The organism is Acinetobacter lwoffii (assembly GCF_024129595.1).
Taxonomy (GTDB): domain Bacteria; phylum Pseudomonadota; class Gammaproteobacteria; order Pseudomonadales; family Moraxellaceae; genus Acinetobacter; species Acinetobacter lwoffii_O.
Genome location: NZ_JAMXXS010000060.1, coordinates 1 through 7,510, shown reverse-complemented (window position 1 = coordinate 7,510; position 7,510 = coordinate 1). Strand labels below are relative to the sequence as shown.

Sequence of the window (7,510 nt, the reverse complement as noted above, 5' to 3'; positions counted from 1 at the left end):
CAAATTTGGGCTGAGAAGAATTTAGCTCAAATTTAACCTGACAGGCACAATAAAAATCAGGTAACTGTCAGATCAGGTTTGAGCTAGTACACTCAAGTAGTATCGAGGTATTGCTACACGCTATGATAAATAGGCTCAAAACTTCCTGTCAGCGATCTACCTTGCCTCAATCATGATATGGCTTAATTGATGACACCCCCTATATGTAATCAAGAACACAGCAGGGGTTCATTATTTAACTAAAAATCAGAACAAAGTTAGTTTATAAAAATAATCAGATTTTAACTAAAAACCCTCTATTTAACTTATGTTCACCTAAAATCAAATTAATTAATGATTTTTTAAATTTATAAACAATATCATATAGTTACACAATAAAAACCCAATATCACGTTCAAGTAAATTCATGAACTAATGGATTTATCACATAAACTTACTCAGATGTATCTATATGATGCTGTTTAATAATCAAAATCTCCATTTCAATTTTCTTTAGGGGGCATTACTGGTTTTGTGGTCAATGCCACATTAGACTACGTATGCAGTAAAGACAAATAAGGATATGTACCAGTTGAAAAATCACAGGATAATCAATATTATTCGTTTAATTATCTTAAAATAAAGTTTCTTCAAATGTATAACTCAATAAACCCTGCAACTAGGGAGTTTTTAAAAGAGAATTTCTCTTCATATTTAGAAACAAAAAGCTTATGGACTCAAGCTGGCGGTAAAGCATCAATGATTGCTGATACACACGATGCTAAGACAAGATGGGAAGATTTGTTTCGTAAAATGGATGCAGGTGCAATAGAGCCAGTTAAGCTACTTATAGGCGCACTACAAAGTTATCCACTTAATAAAACATTGCTGATTGAATTAAGAAACCAACTCTCTGAAAATGATCTGAATAAAGCAAGGACTTTTATAGCCCAGCCAAATGATGACTCTATTATAGAACTAAATCATATCTCAACAGAAAATGCATCAGCAGCGGTCAGTATTGCTTTAGCAGAAAGCATTGAACCTAATGTTTTGGATGAAAAAAAATCAGATGGGGCTACTCAAGAATTTAAGAAATCATTTGCGAGTAAAGCAGGAGAACTAGTTGCAATAGCAGGAGCTAGTGGATGGACACAAATTTTACAAGGTTTGATTTCAAACTTATAAGGGTATAAAAATGGAAATTGATGACATTTACAAAAATATCAGCGATAAAATAAATAAAGATATTTTATTAAAATGGGCTGGAAAAAAAGAATTAAAACAAGAAGATTCAGAGGAGATTGAAAACTTTATTCAAGAATACAGTAAAGAGTTATTTTCAAGAGAATTCAATGAGTTAGCTGAGATAATATTATCAGTAATCTATGAGTCAAAGGATAGCGAATCTTTACATAAGCTGAAAAATGAGATTTTTGATAACATCAGCGAGCAGCACCCATTGCTTTTTCAAGGAATGGCTGATAGTGGTGAAAAACCATTAATATTTGCAAATAACATTCTATTGTCAGCAATTAATGAAATGTTAAAAAATGAAATTGGCGAAGAAAACCATCCAGAAAAGATACTTGGACTGTGCACAAGTATTGATTTTTTAAAGAATTTTAATCCAAAGATTAATCCTGACAATCCGTTTCGTGCAGATTTTATTAATATTTTACACTATTATAAAGATATTATAATTGATAGGGATTGGAAAATTAATGCTATAGCGGAAAACACTGTAGAAAATCTGAAAAAATTTATAAATATAACTTTTGATGAAGAACAGAAAACACCAATTGAAGATGATTATGTTAAAAAACTCTACAATAACTCAGTAAATATACACAATTTGACTAGCTCTATAAGAAAAAACTTAATTGAATTGTACCAATCCGCTAATAATTCTTATTTACAAACAAAGCGTGAACAAGATTTATTATGGTGGCTAAATGTTAATCACACTAATAACCACCCTGAATATGAATTTTACTCTTATAAAGAATTTTTAAATCCCTATGTTAGCTCTATATTTCTGGCTAATGATTTATGTGAAATAGAATCTCTAGAACTACCTTTACCAAATAAAGTTAAAGCTTTACTTTTGGAGTCATTATATAAAAGTTTTCCAGAAGTGCTGAAAGATGATATAGAAACTGCTGAAATTAATGTTATTCATAATGAAGACTACAATATATGTCCAAATATAAATAATCTTAGAAATATACTAAAATCGTTAGAAAAATTTAGTGATTTTAATATTAAAGTAAAACCAGCTTCTTTTATTTTGCAAATTTTATCATTGGTTGAAATTTCAAAATTAGGATATGAAGGATGATGTTATATACATGTGATTATTCTGGATGTGTTGTTGAAAATTGTGAGGATAATGGTCTTTTACCATGTCTAGAAGGAAATACATTTCAAGATTGTGAGCACATAAAAGTAGTTAATATAGAAATTAACTCAGAAACTGATGATGAGCATAATTATGAATATGAAGAAGATGATACTGATTTTAAAAGTATAATTAGTAGTAGAAACCTCATTAAATATGAAAATATTAAATTTTTTAGTTTAGAAAATGAACCAAGCATTGCAACATTAATTGGTTTACCAAACTCGGGTAAAACAAGCTTATTAACATCAATGCTATACATGTTAAGAATGGATAATGAGCAAAATTTGAATTTCATGGGTTCTTCTACATTAAATGCTTGGAGCAATCTGATTAGTCTAACTTTATATGCGTACGGAAACACACCACGTCATCCAGAGCGGACAATAGATAAACCAAATACTCAATATCTTCATTTGTTAATAAATAAAGAGGATAAAGCATATGATCTACTGCTAGGAGATACAGCAGGAGAAATTTTTTCTGGAATAGTCGAAAATAATGATATTGAAAGTCAAGAATATGAAAGAATTAAAAAATGGGTATCTGAAACAAAAACATTATTAATATGCTTGGATAGTTCAGATTATTACACTGAAGATATATGGATATCCAAAGAAAATCATATGATCTTTATTGATAGATTGGCGGAAATTATTACTGAGTTTAATCCAGAAGTTAGTATTGTATTTATACAAACCAAATATGATAAAGTTGACGAAAATCATGAAAACTTCCAATACCATCAAGAAGTAAATGATTATTTTATTGAAAAGTTCAGTAGAAATTTAATTGGCATAGCAAAAACAATTAGTATTACTGCTAAGCAAGGAGTTCTTCCAGAAGATATAGACAAAATATTATCGCTTTGCTTAATCAATACACATTTATTAGAAGTGTACAGTCAAGAAGATATAGATAAAAAAATATTGAACGATGTTACATCAATTCATCAACATTTAAAAGAGTGGATTTAATGATAAATAATCTTTTGATTATAGGTGAACCTGCAACTGGTAAATCAAATTTTTTAAGAATGTTAGCCTATAATTGGTCATTAAAAAGTTCACCTGTAATACAAACCAAAACTCCATCAAAATTACTTAGTCAGGATGTGTTACAAGGATACATCATAGATAGAACACAAGAAGCATATAAAAATGTTCAATGGAGTTTGATGTATCAAGGAAAAGAAATTGTAATTGAATTACCAGAATACAATGGTGAAGAGTTTTTAGAATTAGCCCAAACCGATGAATGGAAACAAGAGTGGGTTGAGCGTATTCAAGACTGTAAAGGTATTATTCTAGTTATTTCATCTGATAAAGATAACGTCTACGATTTGGCTAGACCTGCTGAAAGTCAGGTTGAAACTAAAAATAATGAACAATCAGAAGATGATAAGTCACTTAATCATGATTTGGATTATATTGCATTCTTTCAACAGCTATTTTTTATAAAGAAAATTTCTAGAAAATCTAAGAAAAAATTGCCTTTAGTTATTGTTATGAATTTTTGGGATAAAATTTTAAAAGAGAAATTAGAAATTTCCCCTGAACAAAAACTGAAGAGTGAAATGCCATGGTTCTACGAATTTATCAATACTAATTGGCATAAGGACTTCTTAAATATATACGGCATTAGCCCTTTGGGTGATCATGCAGAACAATTATTTGTAAAATCTAAATATCCTAAAAAACCAACAAAAAAAGCTCTTGAAGCAAAAGAAAAATTTGTTAAAGATTTGAAATCACAGTCATGGGTTGTAACAAATGACAAGCCAAAAGAAAAAATAGAGAATTTAAGTCTACCTATAACTTGGTTATTTGAAAAAGTTGGAAGTTGAGAATGTTTTTTGACTGGGGATGTATTTATTCCGATGATAAAGTTTCTAATAATAAGGGACATCAATATCGAAATGGATCATTAAAATTAAATTCAAGTCAACAGGCTGAATTGAAGAATTTTTTTTATATCCCTAGCAATTTTCCAAAAATTCCTGTGATAAGCGGGAAATGGCTTAATAATATAAATAAAATGGCAATTGGTGCGACTCAAATTTTGCCTAACGAAGGAAGAACTAGTTATATAACTTTTATTATTTTTTTAAGTAAAGAAGAGTGTTCATCAATAAAAAATATCGATAAAATTTTAAAATTTATAACCAGCAATCCTATTTTTTTAAAATCTATATGTGATGAAGTTAAAGAGAAAAAAGTATCGATAGGTGAATTAGATATTTCAGTTATTAATGATAAATCTGAGGCATTTAAAAAAGCTAAAAATACCGTTATAACCTTGTATGACATGTATCAAAATAATCAAAATATTAAAACTATTATTCAAGGAAACATATCTGATATCGAAGATTATATTCAAGTATTAAGTTCTATGTGGTTACTGATTTTTCCTTCAGTTAAACATGAAATGCATTGGATTGGACCTATAAAATACATAGATATTCCTTTTCAAGATAAACCTAAAATAATATTTACCGAAAAGATAGCTCATCAGTGGGAATCTTCTTTTAATTCTAAAAAATTTTTAGAGGTTAATGAGCTTGCTACCACTCCATTATCAGAATATTTTTCTAAAACTTTAGAGGATCCGATACATGCTTGCGATTTCTTCCAAAGTTTTATGGGTGAACTTACAGATCTTAATCTACCGAATAATTATTTTACGAATTTAAAATTATTTAATTCCACAGATGATATTACAAGTAAAATAAATAATTTACTTTCAATGTGCTCATCACTAAACCTGCAATTCATTCAAGAAATTATTAGTGAGGATTTCTATCATTCAAATTATGCAATATTGCAAAAAGATTTAACCAATCTAATTAATAAAATTAATTGCATTAAACAATCTAAAAGATTTTTTGCTGACAGAAATTGCTTGCTTAATGATGAAAATTTCATTTTAATCAAAGAAAAATTTATTGAGCTAATAAACTGTAGTCATTCTTTAGATAAATCTATATTAGCTCATTCTGTTAAATTCTTATGGGTAAAAGAATTTTTATTAAATATTTATAATAATGTTGATATTGCTAATGCTGGTGTGATTGAATCAATTTTTTCAACAATCCTTCAATTGGAGAATAACGAAGATATTTTTTTAAATTATATTTCGAATAATAGAGATAATTTATTTCGAAATATTTTAAATTCAAAATATTATCAAAAAGAAATTATTATAAATAACCCTATTATCTTACGTAATTTATTCTTTAAAAAAGGTTGGGATGAGTTTTTTATTGTTTTTTCCATTATATCTATACAGATTGATGATAATAATAAACTATTTCTACCTGAAATTTTAAAGAAAATCGAGATTAATTCTTATTATATAGAAGAATTTAAGAGATTAATAATATCCACATTGGGTGGTGAAAAATTTTCTAAATTATATCTTGAATTGGAAGAATTCTATTTATTAGATGAACTTAAAGATATTCTTTTGGAAAACTTAATAACAATAAAAAACACACCTATATCTGTAAATATATTAAAGATAATTTCTATAATTTTACCTTCAATTTCAAAAAATGAGAAATTAAACATTTTTACCCAAGACTATTTTGATCAATTACTTAAATTACTTATTGATAACAACTTAGAAGAATTAATTACAATATTTCTTAAAGAATTAAATGGAATAGGTAATTTACATTTCTATAATTTTACTTTTAGTGAGAGACAAATACTTTGGACCAGAAAATGGTCAATAAATTATTTAAGGCCAACTACACTCATTTATATCTCTACAAATAAACCCATTCTTACTATTGAAGAGGCTGTATTTAAGGATATTAATAAATATATAGTTGAACATAAGATTAAAGAAATCAGCATGCATCTTGTAAATTACCTAAAAGATCCTCGTGTAATTTATTCGGTGGAACATCACATTGTTTTAAGTATTCTATTAGATCATATGAATCCTTCAGAATGGTCTACTTATATCTCCAATATTAAGAAAAAGAGGGATTCTTTTAAAAAAATTATTGATCTATTTAAATCTAACAATAAAGATAAATATAAAAAAATTAAGGAATACCACAGAGTTGTTATTTCTAATTATTTGTCTATTGAGGAAAAACTGGAGATAAATTTCCCAAACAACTTAATGGATGTTGAAATTAGCCACAGAGATTGGTGTTTTTCTTTCCAAAAATGTTTAACAGAAGTAATTGATAATAGATTAACTTTAGAGAATATTTGTAACTCAGCAGGCATAAAATATAAAAATTTCGATAATGGGAAGAGTATTTCAGATTTTGTTTCAATAGTTGTCAATCAAGTATTTGATAAAAAGATTATTGATTCTGATGTATTCTTTACCTCTATACAAAGCAATGTAGGTATTGATGATAATGTAGTGTACGGGAATATTTTGAATCATTATAAGATATTTATTTTGTTAAAACGTTATTTTAAAATAAAGTTAATGAATTGATTTTTACTCTCTATTCTTTATTGTGATTTTATAATCGGCTTATTGAAAAGGATCTTCAAACTAGTAGCCATGATAATGCATCTATACATAAAGGCAAAGTGATTGAGGATTTGATAACCAAATATTATTAAAGAAACACTCATCAGCCTGTATTCTAGTCCTAACCTCAATCCTATTCAAAAGCATTGATTTTCTTGAAAAAAAAGACAGAAACATGCTTGCTCAACACAATAAAACCCTTCAGGAAGTTTTAGAGCAAATATTTCTCAATAAGAAAAGATAATCTATGCTTTACATCAAGGATGTGATAAATTATGTCGTATAATAATAAAATGCTACACTTTTAAAATTTAGTAAAACTATCTAGTTTAATTAGTAATTTGCCTTAATATAATTTTGAAATTTTTTATTCCAATAAATTACAACATATGCATTATTTTATTAATAATAGACAATTATTTAACAATATAGTTTCATCTTCCAAAAAAGAAATTAATGATTTGAGTGCACTCACTTTTGCTTTCAAAAGTTTCATATGTTTGAGCTTTATACATCTAACTTGTTCAATTTTAAATGGCTTTGTTGCACAAAGATTTGAAATACAAAGCGCCCCTAATTGAGCCAAATTTAAGGCGTAACTTGGGTAAGTGGTCGACCTAATTCCGT

Annotated in this window: 5 protein-coding genes and 1 pseudogene; 5 read left to right on the top strand and 1 reads right to left on the bottom strand. The window is 27.5% G+C overall.

The window, feature by feature from the left end; genetic code table 11:
• Positions 1-633: 633 nt before the first annotated feature.
• From NI466_RS15205 to NI466_RS15185, 5 genes are read left to right on the top strand one after another with little or no spacing between them, the layout of a single operon-like run.
• Positions 634-1,167, top strand: a complete 534-nt coding sequence (locus NI466_RS15205; RefSeq protein WP_253173965.1) for a hypothetical protein — start codon at positions 634-636, stop codon at positions 1,165-1,167.
• Between the two features lie 10 nt (positions 1,168-1,177).
• Positions 1,178-2,320 carry a hypothetical protein gene (locus NI466_RS15200; protein ID WP_253173964.1) on the top strand — a complete coding sequence of 381 codons (1,143 nt, stop codon included), beginning with the start codon at positions 1,178-1,180 and terminating at the stop codon, positions 2,318-2,320.
• Positions 2,317-3,357: a TRAFAC clade GTPase domain-containing protein gene (locus NI466_RS15195; RefSeq protein WP_253173963.1), complete on the top strand. Its 1,041-nt coding sequence runs from the start codon at positions 2,317-2,319 to the stop codon at positions 3,355-3,357. The genes NI466_RS15200 and NI466_RS15195 overlap by 4 nt, the downstream gene beginning before the upstream one ends.
• Positions 3,357-4,226: a TRAFAC clade GTPase domain-containing protein gene (locus NI466_RS15190; protein ID WP_253173962.1), complete on the top strand. Its 870-nt coding sequence runs from the start codon at positions 3,357-3,359 to the stop codon at positions 4,224-4,226. The genes NI466_RS15195 and NI466_RS15190 overlap by 1 nt, the downstream gene beginning before the upstream one ends.
• A 2-nt stretch (positions 4,227-4,228) precedes the next feature.
• Complete coding sequence (locus NI466_RS15185; RefSeq protein WP_253173961.1) at positions 4,229-6,844, top strand: hypothetical protein; 2,616 nt, start codon at positions 4,229-4,231, stop codon at positions 6,842-6,844.
• 433 nt (positions 6,845-7,277) lie between these two features.
• Here NI466_RS15185 and NI466_RS15180 read toward each other — a convergent pair.
• Positions 7,278-7,510, bottom strand: a pseudogene (locus NI466_RS15180) (hypothetical protein); the annotation flags it as partial.

Excerpts from the sequence above, each read along its gene's own strand:
- NI466_RS15205 (WP_253173965.1), top strand. The coding sequence starts at position 634 with ATGTATAACTCAATAAACCCTGCAACTAGGGAGTTTTTAAAAGAGAAT.
- NI466_RS15200 (WP_253173964.1), top strand. The coding sequence starts at position 1,178 with ATGGAAATTGATGACATTTACAAAAATATCAGCGATAAAATAAATAAA.
- NI466_RS15195 (WP_253173963.1), top strand. The coding sequence starts at position 2,317 with ATGATGTTATATACATGTGATTATTCTGGATGTGTTGTTGAAAATTGT.
- NI466_RS15190 (WP_253173962.1), top strand. The coding sequence starts at position 3,357 with ATGATAAATAATCTTTTGATTATAGGTGAACCTGCAACTGGTAAATCA.
- NI466_RS15185 (WP_253173961.1), top strand. The coding sequence starts at position 4,229 with ATGTTTTTTGACTGGGGATGTATTTATTCCGATGATAAAGTTTCTAAT.